We start from the raw sequence: 19,376 nt of genomic DNA, 5'->3' as shown, positions 1-19,376 counted from the left end.
GATTCTCGTCAAATTGACTCTCGCTGTCTGAAGCGGTGCAGTTAAATTCACTTCACACATTTCCCGTGTCTTTTCCTCACCGAATTGGTTTACCCACCTTTTTACAAGCCACAAAGGATGGCTGGTCTCAATGGATATTCTTTCCGCAGGATTTGCAATGGAATCAAGTGAGGGTAATCCATTTCTCTGGATGCTCCTTAGCACACCATTCACAAGACTGGCTATGCCCTTATATCCCCTGCGTTTTGCGATTTCCACTGCTTCAAAAATTGCCGCTCTTTCCGGAATCTTATCTAAGTAAACCATCTGGTAAACTGTCATGCGAAGCAGATTGATAACCCAGCTTTGAAGCTTTTTATTTTTCTCGATAAAAGGCTTTAAGTAAAAGTCGATGGTCATTTTGCGCTGAAGCGTGCCATATACCAATTCTGTCAGCAACCCTACATCAATTGGGCTGATTTCATTTTTATCAATCGCGCTGTTTAAGAGCAGATTGCTGTACGCCTGGTTCTTTTCAATTGTTTCGAGGAGCTGCAATGCTGTATCCCTAACATTTTTCTTTTTACCCATTAGTGTCTCCTAACTTAACACCTGACTCTAAGTTTGCTCCTGCCCCAAGCAAGAATTGTTTCGCATCCATCTTTTTCTTGCCGGCCGGCTGAAGTTCTGTGATTTTAATTGCGGTATCATCACCAGTCGCAACAACAAGACCATCTTCTTCAATTTTGACGATTGTACCAGGTTCGTCGCTTCCTTTATAGCTTGCCTTTTCGGCACTCCATAGCTTCAACACTGCGCCATCCATAGTGGTATAGGCAACAGGCCAAGGATTCATGCCTCGGATATGGTTATATATCTCGAGACCTTTTCTGTTCCAATCAATTTTTTCCTGTTCGCGTTTGATGTTCCATGCAAATGTAGCTTCTTCATTGTTTTGTGGAACAGGAGTGATTTCTCCTTTTAAAAGCTTTGGAAGCGTCTCTGACAAGAGGTCTGCACCAGCTGCGCTCATTTTATCATGCAATGATCCAACTGTATCTGTTTCCGTAATAGGTACTTCCACCTGAGTCAGGATATCGCCTGCGTCCAGCTTTTCAACCATATACATGATAGTTATTCCTGTTTTTTCTTTTCCTTCAATGATGGCATAGTGAATTGGTGCACCGCCGCGAAGCTCTGGCAGAAGGGATGCATGTACATTGATGCAGCCATATTTCGGTGCCTCGAGGAGCTGATTTGGTAATATTTGTCCAAATGCGGCAGTAACAATTAAATCCGGTTCAAGTGCCAGGATTTTATCCAGCTCCTCCTGCTGGCGAATTTTTTCCGGCTGATAAACCGGGATATCATGTTTCAACGCTTCTGCTTTTACAGGAGGCGGAGTCAGGACCCGTTTTCTGCCAACCGGGCGATCAGGCTGGGTAACGACTCCAATGACGTCATAGCCTTCGTCGACCAATCTTCTCAAAACCGGGACAGAAAAGTCCGGAGTCCCCATAAATACGATTCTTGTCATTCCTGGTTCAACTCCTCTAACTCAGCTTCTTCGATATATCTTGACACCTTAGTGGTGAATAATACTCCGTGCAGATGATCAATTTCATGCAGGATTGCTCTTGCCAAAAACTCCTCTGCTTCTAATACATAGCTTTTCCCTTTGCGATCCTGTGCATTTACCTTCACATAGTTCGGGCGAGTGACCTCTCCGTATAATCCCGGGAAACTTAAGCACCCTTCAGGTCCAGTCTGCTCACCGCGAGTTTCGAGAATCACCGGGTTGATCAATTCAATCGTACCGTGCTCATCATCAATATCGACAATCGCAATCTGCTTCTTTATATCTATTTGAGGGGCGGCCAGGCCGACACCATCAAATTCAATCATTGTATCATACATGTCATCCAGCAGCTTTGCCAGTTTTTTATCGAAAACTGTGACCTTTTCGCATTCCTGCTCCAAAATATCTGCCGGGTAATTAACTATTTTTCTTACTGCCAAAATAAATCCTCCAATAAATCATTTAAATATTAGTATTAGCTTGTTCAATCATCTTTTTTCGTAAACTTTCCTGAAAGCTCATTCCATAACTTTATTGTTCGGAAAGCAGCAATCAATGCAAAACCTTAAAAAATATCGTTACATCAGGATATAAGGGTTGAGGTCGACAGAAATCTGCAACGCTCCTGTCCCTGTTTCCTGCTGGTAATGATCCAGTATTGATTTAAGAGCATTTTTCAGTTCTGGTTCCTTTTTGTATTTTATCAGACATTGATAGCGATATCTATCGTTGATCCGCGGGATTGGCGATGCTACAGGACCCAGAACGACTGCTTCATTCGTCAGCCTTGACGAGATGAATTTTGCGATCTTTTCAGTAACTGATACGACTTTCATCAATTCTTCATGGCTGACAGTCACCAGGGAAAGGTAATAAAATGGCGGGTACTGATGAACCTTCCTAATCTGCATCTCCTGCTGGTAAAACCGGTCGTAATCCTGTGTCCCGGCAAGCTCAACACTGTAATGCTCAGGAGTATAAGTCTGGATTACTACCTCTCCAGGAAGCTTGTGCCTTCCAGCCCTCCCGCTAACCTGCGTCAAAAGCTGGAATGTTTTTTCCGAGGACCGGAAATCGGGCAGATTCAACATTGTGTCAGCTGAAAGAACACCTACTAAAGTAATGTTTGGAAAATCCAACCCTTTCGCAATCATTTGCGTCCCGAGTAAAATGTCTGCCTGGCCCTCCTGAAAAGCAGTCAGCAACTTTTCATGTGAGCCTTTCCTGCCGGTTGTATCGACATCCATCCTTATGATTCTCGCCTCAGGAATCAATTTTAACAATTCTTCCTCAACCTTTTGGGTACCGGTCCCGAAATAGCGGATATGCTCGCTATTGCATTCAGGACAAATCGTCGGCACCCTATCTTCATAGCCGCAATAATGGCATTTCATCTGCTCATTATAACGGTGGTATGTCAGTGTGATATCGCAATGCGGGCAGTTCATGACATATCCGCAATCACGGCACATCACAAACGACGAATGCCCGCGTTTATTTAAAAACAGGACAGTCTGTTCTTTTTTCTCCAGCCTGTCTTTTATCTTTTCAAAAAGCTTTACCGAAAACATAGACCGGTTTCCCGTCCGCAATTCCTCTCGCATATCGACGATTTCAACTGTTGGCAGCGCCTTATTGTTCATCCGCTTTGGCAGAGATAGCAAAGTATACCTTCCTTTTTGCGCCCGCGCAAATGATTCAAGTGAAGGTGTTGCACTGCCAAGGACAACCGGACAAGCATTTGTTTTAGCCCGCTGGATCGCCACGTCCCTTGCATGGTATCTCGGGTTCTCCTCTTGTTTATAGCTCGTTTCATGTTCTTCATCGATGATGATGATGCCGATATTTTCAAATGGAGCAAATATCGCTGACCTCGCACCTACAACAACTTTTACTTCCTTACGCTGGATTTTCCGCCATTCATCATACTTCTCTCCAGCCGACAGGCCGCTATGCATGACAGCCACCAAATCACCAAACCGCTCTTTGAAACGCGTGACCATTTGTGGCGTTAATGAAATTTCCGGCACAAGCACAATCGCTTCCATGCCTTTCCTCAAGACTTCCTGGATGGATTGTAAATAGATCTCTGTCTTCCCACTGCCTGTAACACCATACAAGAGGAAGACTTCATGCAATTCCTGTTCAATTGCAGAAAGGATCGGGCTAATAGCCTTTTCTTGCTCTCCTGTCAGTTCCAGAGCAATTTTCCGTTCAAATTCACGTTGTGAATATGGGTCTCTGTATACCTCAAGTTCTTCAACTTTCAATATACCTTTCTTAACGAGTGATTGTATTGATGCCTGGGAGATTCCAAGAGTGGAGAGAATCAGCCTTTGTTCCACAGGCTCCGGATGTTCAAGGACGAAGTCGAGCACAGATTGTTGCCCTGATGCCTGTGGCGGAAGTTTGTCCCGTGCCTCCTTCAGCTGATCACGATCGATTGCTGGGGAAACATGCTTGAGCAGCTTTTTGCGTACCCTGTCCTTCACCTGGTAAACAACATCTACCCTGCCAGACGCCGCCTCCTTTTGAAGTTGCTGGACAAGCCCCTTCGAAACAGCATCCTCCCATTTAATTTCTCTATTTTCTCTGAATAACTCTATTAAATTTTCAGACAGGTCGGTTAACTCTGTTCCTTTTGCCAGGACAATTTTCTTTTCATATTTAGCCTTTAAAGCTGCTGGTAGCATTGCCTGATAAGAGGAGATTTTATAGCTTAGTGTATGCTCAGTCAACCAGTCACCCAGCTGTAGAAGCTCTTCATTCAATACCGGTGTCAAATCAAGAGGTTCGATGATTGCCCGCAGCTTCGAAAAACTGGACTCTCCCTTAAGATCCCTGACAAAGCCCTGGATTTTTCTTGGACCAAAGGGGACGATCACCCTTGTCCCGGGCTTGATCACATCTTTGTATTTTTCAGGAATTTTATAGTCAAAAGTTTTGTCGGTTTGCTTTGCTGGCACATCGACAATAACGCTTGCTATATTCATAAGCTTTCATCCTTTTTTAACAATTGGACAACTTCGGTAAGGATATTTCGGGCTACATCTGCTTTTGGCATCAAAGGCAGTTCGATGTTCGTACCATCCTTTTTGTAAATGGTGACAATATTCGTATCAGCACCAAAGCCTGCCCCTTCCTGCTTAACGTTATTCGCTACAATCATGTCTGCGTTTTTTCTGGCAAGCTTGCCCTTTGCATGGTTTTCGACATCATTTGTTTCAGCCGCAAATCCCACAATCACCTGGTCCTTTTTCCTTTGACCAAGCTCAAAGAGGATATCCTTCGTTCTTTCCAGCTCAAGAGCCTGGTCGCCTTCTTTTTTCTTCATTTTCTCTTCATATATATACTTCGGCCGGTAATCCGCTACGGCTGCTGTTCCAATCATGACATCAGCATCATCAAAATGTTCCAGGGCAGCCTGGTACATTTCCTCGGCACTTTCTACTTTGATCACTTCAGCTCCCATTGGAGGTTCCAGGTTGACCGGCCCCGACACAAGGATCACTCTTGCACCCATTTTCACTGCTTCCCCTGCAATTGCGTACCCCATCTTGCCCGTTGAATGGTTGGTGAGGAATCGTACAGGATCGATTTTTTCCCTTGTAGGGCCTGCAGTAATCAGGACGGATTTCCCCGATAGTTCCCAGTGTTGTCTATTGAAAAACTGGCCAGCAAGCTCTGTGATTCTCTCTGGTTCCTCAAGACGGCCCTTGCCTGTGTATCCACATGCTAAATACCCTTCACCCGGTTCAATAAATTCATAACCGAAGCTTTTTAGAGTTTCCATGTTTTTCTTGACAGCAGGATGCTGGTACATATGTACATTCATTGCCGGTGCAACCCATACCGGTGCAGTCGCAGCCAGGAGTGTTGTAGAAATCATATTGTCCGCAATCCCGTTTGCAAGCTTGCCGATAATGTTGGCTGTTGCCGGAGCAATTATAATCAAATCAGCCCAATCAGCTAAGTGGATATGGGCGATATTTTCAGGATTTTTCTCGTCGAATGTATCTGTATAAACTTCACTTCTGGACAATGCCTGAAAAGTGAGCGGAGTTACGAATTTAGCTGCAGAGTCACTCAGGATTACCTTCACTTCAGCACCAGCCTGGGTAAGCTTGCTCGTCAGCGCAGCACCCTTATATACAGCGATCCCACCGGTCACGCACAATAGAATTTTTTTACCGTTCAGCATGTCAGAGAACCCCCATTTTACAACAAACTATCATTATGATTGAACTATAACATTTTTTCACAGATTAAGCATGAAAAAGGCAAGGTAGGTACTTTAATATATCGCTGGGACATGAACAGAGCCTTACATAATGACCTACCTTGACTGGGTCACTGTTTATTAGGTTATTTTGTTTGTCTATGTGACCTTTTTGCGGAAAAAATTCCAGGTTTGGGCTTTTAGAACTTTTCTATAAGACCTTTTACTAACAAAAATCCCAATTCGGGCTTATAGAATGTTTCTATAGAACCTTTTACTAGCAAAAATCCCAATTCGGGCTTATAGAATGTTTCTATAGAACCTTTTACTAGCAAAAACCCCGTTTCGGGCTTTTAGAAGTTTTCTATGTCCCATAAAGGCCTAAACAAAAAATAACAACCCAATAAATAGGTTGTTATCGCGGTGTTATTCGTTGATATTTAACTCTTCATGGCTTCCTGCTGTCTTGAAGTGAAGCTTTTCTGCGTTGATTTCTTCAAGTGCCTTGCCAACGAATTTGTGGGAAACATACTTATCTAATTTAGCATCCATGTGGACCTGCATGCTGCGCGCGCGCTTTGCCGCAACCGATACCAATGAATATTTTGAATCAATTTTAGTCATTAAAGAGTCAATAGAAGGATTAAGCATTTATTCTACCTCCAGCATTTTTTTATAACGATGTTGAACACGTTCCCTGCGGCAGTGTTCTGCCACAACGATTGACTTAACTCGGTCGGCTGCGTTTTCAACATGATCGTTTTCAACCACATAATCATATAATTCCATCATTTCAAGTTCTTCTCTTGCAGCTTTCATCCTGCCTTTGATGATATCTTCCGTTTCAGTGCCTCGTGTCACGATCCGGTTTTCAAGTTCTGAAAGGCTAGGAGGTGCAAGAAAAATGAAAAGTCCCTCCGGGAATTTCTTCCTTACCTGGCTTGCTCCCTGAACTTCAATCTCAAGGAAAACATCCCTTCCCGCATCGAGGGTTTCGCGGACGTACTCAACTGGAGTCCCATAGTAATTGCCAACAAACTCTGCATACTCTAGCAATTGGTCCTGTTTGATCATTTCTTCAAATTCTTCCCTGCTCTTGAAGAAATAATCTACTCCATTTTGTTCCCCTTCACGCGGCAGCCTTGTTGTCGCGGACACGGAATATTCAAAAGCTGTATCGTGCTGGGAAAATAATTCTTTCCGAACCGTTCCTTTGCCAACCCCTGATGGTCCTGAAAGAACAATCAACAATCCTTTTTCCTGCATTAAATAGTCCTACCCTTCATCAATAATATCATCACGGTCATTCAGGCGGTGAGCTACCGTTTCCGGTTGTACCGCAGAGAGAATGACATGGTCGCTGTCCATGACGATGACAGCCCTGGTCCTTCTTCCGTATGTAGCATCTATTAACGATCCTCGGTCGCGAGCGTCCTGGATGATCCGTTTAATTGGAGCTGATTCAGGACTTACGATCGAAATGATCCTGTTAGCTGAAACAATATTGCCGAAGCCTATATTTATAAGCTTTATTGCCATGATGGTCCCCCAATCATCAGTTATTTATTTTGGCCTTTAAAAACCCTTTCTAAACGCTACTCTATATTTTGTACTTGTTCCTTAACCTTTTCCAGGAGACTTTTCATTTCGACAACTTCCCTGGCAATCCTTGAATCATTCGCCTTAGAACCAATCGTGTTGACCTCGCGATTCATTTCCTGAAGGAGAAAATCAAGTTTCCTTCCAAGAGGCTCATTCGCCTTCACTATCTCTTTGAATTGACTTACATGGCTCTCAAGCCGGGCAATCTCTTCACTGATATCAGCTTTATCTGCAAAGAAGGCAACCTCGGTAAGGATTCTGTCCTCATCTGCCTGGCTATCCATAAATTCAGCCATTTTCTTATGAAGCCTCTCTCGGTACTGTTCTACAACATTAGGTGCAAGCTTTTTCACATTTGAAATGTTTTCATTAAGCTGCTGTATATGCTGCAATACATCCTTTTCAAGAGCTGATCCTTCCAGCTTGCGCATTTGGACCAGCTGGTCGCCAGCATCCTCAACGGCTGAAAGGACAAGAAGTTCAAGTTCTTCATTTTCAGCTTCTATTTCCTCAATATGGATGATTTCTTCCCTGCTGACAATATCGCGGAGCTCAATATCCCCCGTTATGCTGTACCTGTTTTTAATTTCTGATATGTGAAGGACTAATTCGTCCAGGGCTTTCCAGTCAATATGTACACTTCGGCTAACTATGCCCTCGCCCTCCAAAGTTACAAATACTTCGACTCTCCCTCTTTTTATGTGTTCGCCGAGTTTCTTTTTTATTTTTTCTTCCGTTTTCAGGAGCTGCCGGGGCATGCGAATATGGAATTCACAAAATCGGTGATTGACCGTTTTTACCTCGACTGTGACGCTGAACCTCTCTGATTCAGCCCTGCTCCTTCCAAACCCAGTCATACTGACGACCAATTCAGACACATCCATTCTTTCTAAAAGGCTGTTTTCGTAAGATTGTTGTTAAAATCCTAACCACGATTTTAACGTGATAAAAGCCATTTTGTAGTTCGGTATTAAGTGTGCTAGCTCTTTTCTCTTAATAACCTTTGATTTTGTGAAGGAACATAGGTCATTTAATCCTATTTTGTAGCCAATAGCAAAAAAGTTTGAGAAAAGAGCCTTCTAAAAAGTCGAGTTTCCTGTAGACCCATGGAACAGGCATATTCATTTATGTTATCTCTAATACTTGTTTTTTTCTCGCCCTGACCTCGAAACTGAGTCTAGGAACGTATTTATTTTCATAAAACTTTTCAGCAGTAAGTGCAAGAAAGATTACGAAAAAAAAAAGAAAGGCAATAGAGCCTTCTCTATTACCTAACGGATTATATCATATTTCTCTTTGTTTTTCTTGCAAAAAATGTTCCTGCAAGCAAAAATGTAGGAATTGCCGATAAGCCTAGGATTAACAACCAGTCAATCGCCAGTATTGGAACTGTATGGAATATTGGCTGCAAGACAGGTGAATAAATAACGGCAAGTACCATGACCAATGATGAAATGACGGCCCAAACTAAATATTTGTTTTCAAACGGGTTGCGAGCGAAGATTGATTTTTCGCTTCGGCAGTCGAATACATGGATCAACTGTGCCATCACAAGTGTAGTAAATGCAATCGTTTGGGCGTATATAAGGTCATCTGGATTTCTATTATAGACAATCATAAATGCGAACAAAGTCATTAACCCAATCAAGAATCCTCTTGAAACGACTTTCCAGCCTAATCCCCGGGCAAATACTCCTTCCTTAGGATGGCGCGGCGCCCTTTTCATTACATTTTCCTCAGGCTGGTCAAGTCCTAATGCCATGGCAGGCAAGCCATCTGTTACCAGGTTTACCCACAGGATTTGAATCGGTACTAGCGGCAGCGGCAAACCTATGATCATCGCGAAAAGCATGACCAATATCTCTCCTACATTGGAAGCCAGGAGATATCTAATGAACTTTCTGATGTTTTCATAAATGTTCCGGCCTTCTTTAATGGCTGCTTTAATAGTGGCAAAGTTATCATCCAGAAGTACGAGCGAAGATGCTTCCTTCGCAACATCAGTACCTGTAATCCCCATAGCAACACCAATATCTGCCGCTTTAATTGCTGGAGCATCGTTTACGCCATCGCCTGTCATAGCGACGATATGTCCTCTGTTTTGCAGTGCCTTGACGATCTTTAGTTTATGTTCTGGCGAAACTCGTGCAAAAACGGAGACATCATCGACGATATCTTCCAGCTCAGAAACGGACATCTCTGATAACGCTTTTCCTTCCAATACTTTGCTGCCTTTAGTTAAAATGCCTAACTGATTCGCAATCGCCTTTGCGGTAATGACGTGATCACCAGTAATCATCACCGTTTTGATTCCTGCATCGCGGCATTCTTTTACAGCTGTTTTCACTTCAGGACGCGGCGGGTCGATCATACCCTGCAATCCGATGAAAGTCAGGCCTTTTTCTGCCTCATTCTCATGAAGGACTACTGTATTTTGCGGGATGGGTTTGAAGGCAATCGCGATGGTTCTCAATGCATTGCCTGCCAGTTCATTAATTGCCCCCTGGACTTTCGCAGTCAATTCTTTTGTCAGGCGCTGTTGTCTTTCGTCCCAAAGGATTGAATCACTCAATCCAATCAGGACATCCGGTGCTCCTTTTACAACTGCGAATTTACGTCCCGTATTATCTTTCACAATCATGCTCATCATTTTTCGTTGGGAATCGAACGGGAATTCATTTACAATTTCAAACTGGTTGAGCAAGTTCTCTCTTCTATAGCCGGCTTTCATTGCGGCAACCAGCAGAGCACCTTCGGTTGGGTCACCATCAATAGCGTACTCACCATCTTTATCAATCATTTCAGCGTGGTTGCAAAGCATGCCAAATGTCAGCAGCTGCTGCAGTGATTTTTCATTTTGCGGGTCCACGCTTTTGTCATTATGAAAGAACAACCCTGTCGGTGAGTATCCTACACCGTCGACTGTCCAGGTTTTATTGCCACTCCAAAGATGAGTGACCGTCATCTTGTTTTGCGTCATCGTCCCTGTTTTGTCAGAACAAATGACAGATGCACATCCAAGTGTCTCCACTGCCGGCAGCTTCCTGACGATTGCATTCTTCCTGATCATTCTCTGGACACCAAGTGACAATGCCACAGTGACAATTGCAGGAAGTCCTTCCGGAATCGCGGCTACCGCCAAACTCACCCCAGCAAGGAACATCGTATATAGATCATGCCCCTGAAGCACTCCGATCCCTACTACCAATAGTGTTAAGAAAAGGGCCGCTGTAATCAGGATTTTGCCCAGCTGTTCCAGTCTGCGCTGCAACGGTGTTTCCTGTGTTTCGGCCGTCTGCAGCAAGTCAGCGATCTGGCCCATTGCTGTTTTCATTCCTGTAGCAACGACAACACCAGTTCCAGTTCCCCTTGTGACCATCGTACCCATGAACGCCATATTTTCCATATCACCAAGCCCCGGGTTAGGAATCCTCAAAGGACTTGTGTTTTTTTGTACTGGGACAGACTCTCCCGTAAGCGCTGACTCTTCAATTTCCAGACTTCTGGATTCAATCAAGCGGATATCCGCACCAATCCTGTCCCCGCTTATAAATTTAAGGATATCTCCAGGTACGACTTCCTTTGACGGAATCTTGGTCCACTCTCCATCACGCAAAGTATGGACCTGCGGAGCAGAAAGCTCTTTCAGGGCATCAAGTGATTTTTCCGCCTTCCTTTCCTGAAAAAAACCGAGTATCCCATTTACGAGAACAATGGCAATGATGGCGATCGCATCGACCATTTCACCAAGAAGGCCTGATATCAAAGTTGCTGCAAGGAGCACCAGTACCATGAAATCCTTGAACTGGCTGAAGAATAATAACAGGGCCGATTGTTTCTCCCCCTCGGCCAATTCATTATATCCATGCTGTTCACGTCTGCGTTTTACTTCCTTTTCTTCCAATCCTTCTGTAAAATCTGTTCTTAAGGCACTAGCTATTTCGTTTTCATTCATCTCATGGAACTTCATGGGGCCATCACACTTCCTCCTTGTTTGTCCTACTCTAAAGAAAGCTTATTCAGCCCTGTCCAAAAAAATGATAAGATGTTTATAGAATAGAAAAGCGAAGGCGACTGTCCAACTCCGACAAGCGCTGGAGGGCCTGACAGTGAAGTCGTTCTTTGACTTCATTGGCAGGACCGAAGCGTCTCGAGGAGTTAGGAGCCGCAGCTGGACAATATAAAAGCGGAAGCGCCTTGATCAGCTCCGACAAGCGCTGGAGGGCCGACCAGTGAAGTCGCTTTTTGACTTCATTGGGCGGACCGAAGCGTCTCGAGGAGCTAGGCGCTGGAGCTGGACAAGAGAAAAGCGGAGGCGACTGTCCAACTGAGAGACAAGTGCTTGAGAATCAAGAAAAGCGTATGCAGCCATAAACGCTTAAACGAGAGATAAATAGAAAAGGATGTATTTCATATGTCATTTGACGGATTGTTTACAAGAGCCATCACAAACGAACTTTCCTCCCTTCTTAATGGGGGACGAATCAATAAAATTCACCAGCCTTATAAAAATGAGATTATCCTTGCTGTGAGGGCAAACGGCGTTAACCATAAGCTGCTCTTGTCTGCTCACCCGAGCTACGCCAGAGTCCAAATCACAAACGAGCAATATGATAACCCTAACGAACCACCAATGTTCTGCATGCTTCTGCGCAAACACCTTGAAGGCTTCATAATAGAAGATATCAAACAGGCCGGCCTTGACCGGATGATTATTTTTGAAGTAAAAGGAAGAAATGAAATCGGCGATATATCCTACAAGCAGTTGATTGTTGAAATCATGGGACGCCACAGCAACATTATCATCGTCGATAAAAACAGAAATATGATCCTTGACAGCATCAAGCATGTTTCATTTGCGGTGAATACACACAGGGCGATCATGCCTGGGCAAGAATATGTGTTCCCTCCCCAACAAGAAAAAATCAACCCGTTTGAGGCGCAGGAAGAAGATGTGCTAAGGGTAATCGATTTTAATGCAGGCAAACTCGATAAGCAGCTGGTTTCTAATTTTGCGGGAGTGTCACCGGTATTGGCCAGGGAAATAGTCTTTAAAGCTGGCCTTGCAAACCGCACGACCATTCCAAAGGCCTTCATCTCCGTAATGAGTGAGTTCAGAGAACACCACTACAAACCTTCCATTACGTATGGCAGCAATAAGGAAGCATTTTACCTGATTCCTCTTGAACATTTGAAGGGTGAAGCAAAATCCTTTGAGTCTCTGAGCAGTCTGCTCGACCGTTTTTATTTTGGCAAGGCTGAACGGGACCGGGTCAAGCAGCAGGGCAATGACCTAGAGCGTCTGATCGCTAATGAAAAAGAGAAGAATGAGAAAAAGATCTTAAAACTAGAAAAAACTCTTGAAGATGCAAAAATGGCTGAACAGTACCAACTATATGGAGAGCTGCTGACCGCTAACATCTTTATGGTCGAAAAGGGCATGAAGGAAATTATCGTTGTTAATTATTATGACGAAGATGGTGCATCAATCACGATCCCGTTGGAGCCTAGGAAAACACCTTCGGAAAATGCCCAAAGATACTTCACTAAATATCAAAAGGCGAAGAACTCAGTCAATATCGTAAAACAACAAATTGAAATAGCCAAAGCAGAGGTTTCCTACTTCGATTCTCTCCTGCAGCAGGTTGAGGCTGCTTCACCAAAGGATATTGAGGAAATCAGGGAAGAATTGATTGAAGGTGGATATATCCGCGCCCGTCAGAAAAAAGGAAATAAAAACAAGCAAAACCTAAAGCCTAATCTTGAAAAATATCGCTCTTCCGACGGTACTGAAATCCTCGTCGGGAAAAATAATAAGCAAAATGATTACCTTACCAACAAGGTAGCTGCCCGCGATGAAATATGGCTTCATACAAAAGATATTCCGGGATCACATGTGGTGATCAGGAGCAAAGAGCCATCTGAAGAAGCAATTCTCGAAGCAGCCCAGATTGCCGCCTATTTCAGCAAAGCAAGGAACTCAAGCTCCGTTCCTGTCGACTTTACCAAGGTGCGTCATGTGAAGAAACCAGCCGGAGCAAAGCCTGGGTTCGTTATTTATGAACAGCAGCAAACCGTATACATCACGCCGGATGAAGATATGATTCTGAAATTGAAACATTAGCATGGACAAAAAGCGCAAGCGCCTCGTTCAGCCCCGACAAGCGCTGGAGGGCCGACCGGTGAAGTCGTTCTTTGACTTCATTGTGCGGACCGAAGCGTCTCGAGGGGCTAGGCGCTGGAGCTGGATTAAGAAAACTTCATCCACAACTCAAAAATTTTATAGTTTCCTTAACTACAAGAAAAAAGCCGGCAAACAATTGCCGGCTTTTAGTCCATATCAGTCAGGATGGCTGTCTGGTTATTCAGGTTGGCAGGATCGACTCCGTTGCTTTCGTTTTCATCGTAAAAAGCATCCTGAAGCTTCATGTTCGCTTCCGCTGTTTCCATTTGTTCCTGCTCAGAACCTTGATTGACAGGCTTTGCTTTTGGATCGATATTTATAAACTTGTCCTTTTCCATATTGTACCCCTCCTCAAGTTAGTATCAGCGTTAGACTTTACTTTTACCCGGATTATGGCTGATATCAACTTGAAAAATCAGGAATTCATCTTCTGACAGAGGCTGCCATCCGGACATAAGTATGCCGTTTGCCTCGTACGACAATCGAATAGGCCATTATGTTCTCAGGAGAAGCGATGCCTGCTGCCCCGGCGTCTCCAATATGGTAGAGGTCAGCACCGGCCATCTTGCTGTTCAGGGCGATTTGTTTGATTGTTTGTTCATCCGCCCCCTCCTGGCTTGTTCCGGTCGTTAAAATAGCAAGAGCTCCTTTTTGGTGGACGAGGTCAATTAGCTTTGCCGTCTTTTCGACCGTAAAACCTGGTACTGTGCCCGGCGACGGAATTAAGATAATGTCAGCACCCGCCTCGACAAACCTATGCAAGGTTTCTTCCGTCATCATTGAGCTTCCCGTTTCACCGGCCACCCCTGCCCCATGCATTTTTCCAGCAATGATCAATCCGTCTGGACCGAATGCTGCTCGTGCTTTTTCAATTGCTTTCGTAATCTCAGCATTCGTCACACCTGTTTTTGGGTTGCCGGTCAAGCAGACGAAATCAAAGCCAAGCTCCTTCGCTCTTTTAAGCGAAGCATTAGTAGCCACCCTTCCTTCAGGAAGCTGCTGAAGTGCTTCAAGCTTGTCCGCCTGGAGGTCGACTGGCTCAAGGTTCAAGCCAATCGGACGGCCAACCAGCTTCTTTAATTGGCGGACCACTTCAGACGGCACTGCTTCCGGCAAGCTCTCGATAGAGGGATTCATCACATCGAAGAAGTTCAGCAGGATAAGATCTGCTCCAAATGCCGCTGCCAGTTCGGCATTCGTCACTGCCGAGTAAAGCGGCGAGAACGCTCCAATCACCTCAGATAAAATCGTCCGTCCCTCCGAAGCGATGATCGCCTTTTTCAAATCCTGTCCCGTCATTTGTTCAAAATCAGATGCTGTGCAGTCCAGCAGACGTTTCATAAATAACCCTCCATTTATGTATAGGTTCTATTTCATCCAATTCTCCAAACAAATCAGCTTGTGTAAAAAAGACCTGGCGGTGCTTTGCCGCCAAGTCTGTCTTTCTTATTTTCGCTTCATTTCATTGGCCAAAAACTCTACATCGGTTCCTACAATGACTTGAAGGTCTGTTTTATTAAGCTTTAATACACCTTTTGCGCCAAGGCGCTTAAGTTCCGCTTCATTTACTTTTGTCATATCATCGACTTTTAAACGAAGTCGGGTTACGCAGTTATCCAGGTCCTTGAGATTGCTTTTGCCGCCTAATGCTGCAAGATAATGATCTGCAAGCTCTGCGTAATTGCCTTTTGACGCGCCGCTTTCCGTGAACTCGCCTTCAACTTCGTCTTCTCGTCCTGGCGTCTTGAGGTCAAGCTTGATGATCAGGAAGTAGAAAATCACGAAATACAGCACTGCGTACACAAGGCCGACACCGAGCAGAAGCAATGGCTTTTGGGCGATCCCATAGTTCAGCACAAAGTCGATTGCACCCGCTGAGAATCCGAATCCATGATGGATATCGAGCATATAGGTGATGGACATTGCCAGACCAGTCAATACAGCGTGAATTCCGTAAAGGACTGGAGACAGGAACATGAACAAGAATTCGATTGGCTCCGTGATCCCTGTCAGGAATGATGTGAAGGCTAAACCGATAAGCGCTCCTGCAGTAGCCTTCTTGCGTTCCTTTTTCGCCGCGGCAATCATCGCGAATGCTGCAGCTGGAAGGCCGAACATCATGACTGGGAAGAAACCGTTCATGAAGATACCGGCTTTAGGGTCACCAGCGAAGAAACGTTTCAGGTCGCCTTTGACAACCTCTCCTGCGGCATTTGTGAATTCACCAAATTCGAACCACACAAGCGTGTTTAGAACGTGGTGAAGGCCCATCGGAATCAATAAACGGTTCAAGAAACCGAATACACCTACTCCAACTGCACCTGCACCGACAATCCATTCACCGACATTGTTAATGCCAGTTTGGATTGGCGGCCAAACATAACCAAAAATACCAGCTAAAACAATCATCACTAATGAAGTAATGATCGGAACAAAACGTTTGCCTCCGAAGAAACCGAGCCAGTCAGGCAGCTTAATATCGTGAAAACGGTTGTAAAGCAAACCGGCGATAACCCCGGACAAAATACCGCCAAGCACCGCCATATTGATGCTTTCATTGACAGCACCTGCACCCTTTGTCAAAACGAAATAGCCTATAGCACCGGCTAGCCCAGCAGCACCGTGGCCATCTTTCGAAATACCAACTGCCACACCAATTGCGAATAATAGTGCAAGATTGGCAAAAATCGCATCACCTGCCGCAGAAATAAAAGCAATATCCAATAAGTCCGGCTGCCCAAGACGCAGCAATAACGCAGCTGCAGGTAAAACAGCGATTGGAAGCATCAAAGCCTTCCCGATTCTTTGTAAAAATCCTAGCACCTTCAACACCTCTTCCGTTATAATTGTAAATGCTTACATTTTTCAGGAACATTGTAGAAATTTGTAAACACACACCCAGTTTAACACTTCGATTCCCTAAATAATATCCTGAAAAAAGACTATTTTTAATATTTCGACTTCAGAAGTCCGGCACTCCCTTCCTGATTATGTCACCCTCATAATTGGACAGGGCTGATACTTATAGCTTATTCGCTTTTTTCATAAAATTCCTTTCGGTACTGGAGGGGATTGGAGAAACAAAAAACCTGCATTTCTGCAGGTTCGATCAAAGCTTACAAAGCATCGGCCTTCGTATTTCTGGAACAGCGATCCAACCGTGAATACTTGACGATCCCCATAACTGCTCCTGCTATTTCCACTACCTCGCCATTGGTCATAACAGGCATGAGCGATATCGCATACGTTTGTCCGCCAATTTCAATCTCAAAGACAATCTTCTCATTATTTTTCCAGACACAGTCATAATACCTTTCAATTCTTCCTGCCTTATCGGGAAGGAAATCATCGAGGGTCTTGCCATTGATTTCATTCGGGGTAAAGCCAAGATCATTCAGCAGCCCGCCGCCAACAATGTGATGGATGAAGTCACCACCCTTTTTTGACAGCTTGAAAATGATTCTATAATGGCTCTGGATCATCTCCTCACTCTGCCGCCACATTTTTTCATGAGGATCCTTCAGAAAGCTATCGTCTGCAAGCCTCGAGAAGTAGAAACCCCTCATGATAAAAAAGTAGCCAAGCGCCTTGTACAGATGGCCAGTGAAATTGTCGATATCATAAACGCTCTGGTAAATGGTGAAAACGAGTTCGGACAAAAACAGAAACGTGAATGCCAGCGCCACGTATAAATGCTGGCCATTTTTGCCTTCATTATAAAAGTAAAGTGATATGACAATTGAGATGAAGTGCAGGAAACTGACACCGTATTCTATGAGATTTTTTAGCATGGTTGTCCCTTTGCCTTCAATGACGAGCAGCGGAAGGCTCTGTTCATACCTGAAAATCACGAAAATAATGACTCCGATGACTGCAGTGCAGACTGCCAGGCAAATGCGCCTCGGATCCTGCTGCAGCCTCCGTTCCGGCAGGACGAGCACGAGCACGATCAATAATGACTCAATGATGCGGGCGGAAACCCAGAACCATGTTGCCTTCGCGATGGAACTTTCCGTGATAAAAAAGGGCATTCCCTGGAATGTGAGTGTATGAAATAAATCGAGCATTCCACAATGAAAAATAAAAAGCTCAGCATCAGGATTTTCCTGGATTTCGAGAAGCCGAACGCTTTCCAGCCATAAGAGAAGATCGAAAAGGAAACGGCAATACTGAAAAATTCCAGAAGCGTATGGATGGCAATATAATTTTCAGGGTTCAAATGGGACGAAAGGTCGGCATGATAGAGATGGATCACCATCAAAAGCATGACCGCAGCTACAATATATACAAGAAACCTTCCCTCCGACATGCTCTTCTCCATTTTGCTCACCTGCTTAGGGAGGATATAGTTACCTTTATTTTAAGCACCACCCAGCAGCCCTGCTCAGCTTACATATATCCGTTTTGTGAATATTGACAATTCCGTTCAAATACATATATGGGTTTTGCTATTTTTCTTTTATTCGGTAAAGTGGTAGTTAGAAAGTTTATAAGGACGTGTAATAAATGAAAATAAATGATTTACTGCCTCGTTTTACCATGCCCGTCATGAGAGGTATTGCCCTAACTCTTGCGCTCGCAATGGCTGCCAGATTGATTGCCGGCCTGCCATTCTTTTCAATCATGGGCCAGCTTGTCATTGCCATCATGCTGGGAATGATATGGCGGGCGTCTGTCGGAGTGAACGGCAGCCTGTTGGAAGGTGCTTCTTATTCCAGCAAAAAGCTGCTCCGCCTCGGTATCATTTTGCTTGGATTCAGGCTGAATCTGTACGATATTTACAATGCCGGTTCGACGGTATTTTTAATCGCATTTGCGAACCTGGCGTTTGCACTGGTCGTCGTCTATGGATTAAGCAGGCTTTTTAAGGTAGAAAAAAGGCTTGGCATCCTGACTGCCTGCGGGACAGCAATCTGCGGAGCAGCCGCAGTTGTCGCCATCGCACCAGTCATCAAGGCCAATGAAAAAGAAACCGCTGTTGGTGCAGCCAATGTTGCTGTGCTCGGAACGATTTTCACGATTCTTTATACCTTGATATTCTCTTACCTTGATTTGAAAGCACTTGAATATGGTGTTTTTGCGGGAGGCACTTTGCACGAAATCGCCCATGTCGTCGCCGCTGCCGACCCGGCTGGACAGGCTGCTCTCGACCTCGCCATTATCGTAAAATTGACCAGGGTAGCGCTGCTTGTTCCGGTTGCTATTTTAATAGGATTCCTTATCCAGAGGAAGGAAAGCGGTGACGCTGGTCAAAAAATGACTTTATCCACACTGCCAATCCCGTGGTTTATCCTCGGATTCCTTGCAGTGAGTGCGTTCAATACGATAGGAGTCGTCAGCGAAGATGCTGCTTCGGCAATCGTCAGCTTTGCCTACTTGTTAATCGGCATGGCAATGGCAGGACTGGGCTTGAATGTCGACTTTAAATCCTTCAGGCAAATGGGCGGAAAGGCATTGTCAGCAGGACTTGCCGGATCTGTGCTGCTTTCGGTGTTTGGGTATTTGTTGGTTCGGATTTTTGTTTAGGGAATTGCGAAGGAGAGCAATGCAATCAATAACCGTTGGGTTTAATCCACTTGGAAGGTGAATGTTTTACCATTAAATTGGAAAAAGTAGTGATTTCCTTTTAAAACGTAGTGATTAGTATAGAAATCGTAGTGATTTCCATCTAAAACGTAGTGATTAGTATAGAAATCGTAGTGATTTCCATCTAAAACGCAGTGATTAGTATAGAAATCGTAGTGATTTCCATCTAAAACGTAGTGATTAGCTCTAAAAACGTGGTGATTAATCACTTCATTGTAGTTATAGCT

Annotated in this window: 15 protein-coding genes and 1 pseudogene; 2 read left to right on the top strand and 14 right to left on the bottom strand. The window is 44.4% G+C overall.

Going from position 1 to position 19,376, the window contains the following annotated elements:
• The 10 genes from ACH0QE_RS18715 to ACH0QE_RS18670 form a co-directional block, all read right to left on the bottom strand.
• Positions 1 to 570 (bottom strand): transcription antitermination factor NusB (locus tag ACH0QE_RS18715; RefSeq protein ID WP_415801996.1); only part of this gene is annotated, 570 nt, incomplete at its 3' end.
• Positions 563 to 1,516, bottom strand: a complete 954-nt coding sequence (gene fmt, locus ACH0QE_RS18710; RefSeq protein ID WP_415801995.1) for a methionyl-tRNA formyltransferase — start codon at positions 1,514 to 1,516, stop codon at positions 563 to 565. The genes fmt and ACH0QE_RS18715, both read right to left, overlap by 8 nt.
• Positions 1,513 to 1,998: a peptide deformylase gene (def, locus tag ACH0QE_RS18705; RefSeq protein ID WP_415801994.1), complete on the bottom strand. Its 486-nt coding sequence runs from the start codon at positions 1,996 to 1,998 to the stop codon at positions 1,513 to 1,515. Before def ends, fmt begins: the two co-directional genes overlap by 4 nt.
• Before the next feature lie 138 nt (positions 1,999 to 2,136).
• Positions 2,137 to 4,551 carry a primosomal protein N' gene (gene priA / locus ACH0QE_RS18700; protein WP_415801993.1) on the bottom strand — a complete coding sequence of 805 codons (2,415 nt, stop codon included), beginning with the start codon at positions 4,549 to 4,551 and terminating at the stop codon, positions 2,137 to 2,139.
• A complete protein-coding gene (gene coaBC / locus ACH0QE_RS18695; RefSeq protein WP_415801992.1) occupies positions 4,548 to 5,759 on the bottom strand; it encodes a bifunctional phosphopantothenoylcysteine decarboxylase/phosphopantothenate--cysteine ligase CoaBC in 1,212 nt (403 codons plus the stop codon). The genes priA and coaBC overlap by 4 nt, the downstream gene beginning before the upstream one ends.
• A gap of 444 nt (positions 5,760 to 6,203) precedes the next feature.
• Complete coding sequence (rpoZ, locus tag ACH0QE_RS18690) at positions 6,204 to 6,428, bottom strand: DNA-directed RNA polymerase subunit omega (protein ID WP_041965989.1); 225 nt, start codon at positions 6,426 to 6,428, stop codon at positions 6,204 to 6,206.
• A complete protein-coding gene (gmk, locus tag ACH0QE_RS18685; RefSeq protein WP_415801991.1) occupies positions 6,429 to 7,043 on the bottom strand; it encodes a guanylate kinase in 615 nt (204 codons plus the stop codon).
• Between the two features lie 9 nt (positions 7,044 to 7,052).
• A complete protein-coding gene (gene remA, locus ACH0QE_RS18680; protein ID WP_023614949.1) occupies positions 7,053 to 7,316 on the bottom strand; it encodes an extracellular matrix/biofilm regulator RemA in 264 nt (87 codons plus the stop codon).
• Positions 7,317 to 7,372: 56 nt separating this feature from the next.
• On the bottom strand, positions 7,373 to 8,248 hold the full coding sequence (locus ACH0QE_RS18675; protein ID WP_415801997.1) for a YicC/YloC family endoribonuclease: 876 nt from the start codon (positions 8,246 to 8,248) through the stop codon (positions 7,373 to 7,375).
• Between the two features lie 410 nt (positions 8,249 to 8,658).
• Positions 8,659 to 11,349, bottom strand: coding sequence for a calcium-translocating P-type ATPase, SERCA-type (locus ACH0QE_RS18670; RefSeq protein ID WP_415801990.1), 2,691 nt, complete (start codon positions 11,347 to 11,349; stop codon positions 8,659 to 8,661).
• A 444-nt stretch (positions 11,350 to 11,793) separates the two neighbouring features.
• On the opposite strand from ACH0QE_RS18670, the gene ACH0QE_RS18665 reads away from it, so the two are divergent.
• The gene (locus tag ACH0QE_RS18665) at positions 11,794 to 13,503 is read left to right on the top strand and encodes an Rqc2 family fibronectin-binding protein (protein WP_415801988.1); all 1,710 of its coding nucleotides are present in this window, start codon (positions 11,794 to 11,796) and stop codon (positions 13,501 to 13,503) included.
• Between the two features lie 206 nt (positions 13,504 to 13,709).
• Here the strand turns inward: ACH0QE_RS18665 and ACH0QE_RS18660 are convergent, their stop codons facing one another.
• The 4 genes and pseudogenes from ACH0QE_RS18660 to ACH0QE_RS18645 form a co-directional block, all read right to left on the bottom strand.
• Positions 13,710 to 13,901 carry a hypothetical protein gene (locus ACH0QE_RS18660; protein WP_415801987.1) on the bottom strand — a complete coding sequence of 64 codons (192 nt, stop codon included), beginning with the start codon at positions 13,899 to 13,901 and terminating at the stop codon, positions 13,710 to 13,712.
• Between the two features lie 85 nt (positions 13,902 to 13,986).
• Entirely contained in the window at positions 13,987 to 14,904 is a 918-nt protein-coding gene (locus ACH0QE_RS18655) for a haloacid dehalogenase-like hydrolase (RefSeq protein WP_415801986.1), read from the bottom strand.
• Between the two features lie 105 nt (positions 14,905 to 15,009).
• Positions 15,010 to 16,386 (bottom strand): N-acetylglucosamine-specific PTS transporter subunit IIBC, encoded by a 1,377-nt coding sequence (gene nagE, locus ACH0QE_RS18650; protein WP_415801985.1) that lies wholly within the window; start codon positions 16,384 to 16,386, stop codon positions 15,010 to 15,012.
• A gap of 293 nt (positions 16,387 to 16,679) precedes the next feature.
• Positions 16,680 to 17,821: pseudogene (locus ACH0QE_RS18645) on the bottom strand (MASE3 domain-containing protein).
• 248 nt (positions 17,822 to 18,069) lie between these two features.
• Between ACH0QE_RS18645 and ACH0QE_RS18640 the strand changes: the two are divergent.
• Positions 18,070 to 19,089 (top strand): YeiH family protein, encoded by a 1,020-nt coding sequence (locus tag ACH0QE_RS18640; protein WP_415801984.1) that lies wholly within the window; start codon positions 18,070 to 18,072, stop codon positions 19,087 to 19,089.
• Positions 19,090 to 19,376 lie beyond the last annotated feature (287 nt).

The sequence above is a fragment of the Mesobacillus sp. genome, assembly GCF_047739415.1.
Classification (GTDB): domain Bacteria; phylum Bacillota; class Bacilli; order Bacillales; family Cytobacillaceae; genus Mesobacillus.
Note: the sequence above shows the minus strand (reverse complement) of the source record. Positions and strands in the feature narration are given on the sequence as shown.